Raw genomic sequence first — 1,382 nt, 5'->3', positions numbered from 1 at the left:
CACCCCGCCTATCAACGTCGTCGTCTTCAACAACCCTTCAGAGCACTCAAAGTGCTAGTGAGAGCTCATCTCGAGGCTCGCTTCCCGCTTAGATGCTTTCAGCGGTTATCGATTCCGAACATAGCTACCGGGCAGTGCCATTGGCATGACAACCCGAACACCAGAGGTTCGTCCACTCCGGTCCTCTCGTACTAGGAGCAGCTCCTCTCAACTCTCAAACGCCCACGGCAGATAGGGACCGAACTGTCTCACGACGTTCTAAACCCAGCTCGCGTACCACTTTAAATGGCGAACAGCCATACCCTTGGGACCGACTTCAGCCCCAGGATGTGATGAGCCGACATCGAGGTGCCAAACACCGCCGTCGATATGAACTCTTGGGCGGTATCAGCCTGTTATCCCCGGAGTACCTTTTATCCGTTGAGCGATGGCCCTTCCATTCAGAACCACCGGATCACTATGACCTACTTTCGTATCTGCTCGACGTGTCTGTCTCGCAGTTAAGCTGGCTTCTGCCATTGCACTAACCGTACGATGTCCGACCGTACTTAGCCAACCTTCGTGCTCCTCCGTTACTCTTTGGGAGGAGACCGCCCCAGTCAAACTACCCACCAGGCACTGTCCACAACCCCGATAAGGGGCCAATGTTAGAACATCAAACATACAAGGGTGGTATTTCAAGGATGGCTCCACACCAACTAGCGCCAGTGCTTCTAAGCCTCCCACCTATCCTACACATGTAGGTTCAATGTTCAGTGCCAAGCTGTAGTAAAGGTTCACGGGGTCTTTCCGTCTAGCCGCGGGTACACAGCATCTTCACTGCGATTTCAATTTCACTGAGTCTCGGGTGGAGACAGCGTGGCCATGGTTACACCATTCGTGCAGGTCGGAACTTACCCGACAAGGAATTTCGCTACCTTAGGACCGTTATAGTTACGGCCGCCGTTTACCGGGGCTTCGATCAAGAGCTTCGCATACGCTAACCCCATCAATTAACCTTCCGGCACCGGGCAGGTGTCACACCCTATACGTCCTCTTTCGAGTTAGCAGAGTGCTGTGTTTTTAATAAACAGTCCCAGCCACCTGGTCACTGCGACCGCCAGCAGCTTATGACGCGAAGTCAATCACCATCAGCGGCGTACCTTCTCCCGAAGTTACGGTACTATTTTGCCTAGTTCCTTCACCCGAGTTCTCTCAAGCGCCTTAGTATTCTCTACCTGACCACCTGTGTCGGTTTGGGGTACGGTCGATGTTCATCTGAAGCTTAGAGGCTTTTCCCGGAAGCAGGGCACCAGCAACTTCACACCCGTAGGTGCTCGTCTCGTGTCTCAGCCTTAGCGACCCGGATTTGCCTAAGTCACCAGCCTACGCACTTTCACGCG

General features: G+C 53.6%; 1 rRNA gene. It reads right to left on the bottom strand.

Annotated features, from left to right (window positions below):
* Window positions 1–1,382 (bottom strand): 23S ribosomal RNA (locus CWI73_RS12480); the annotation flags it as partial.

The organism is Idiomarina piscisalsi, from assembly GCF_003987095.1.
GTDB lineage: Bacteria > Pseudomonadota > Gammaproteobacteria > Enterobacterales > Alteromonadaceae > Idiomarina > Idiomarina piscisalsi.
This window is presented reverse-complemented; position numbering and strand designations above follow the sequence as displayed.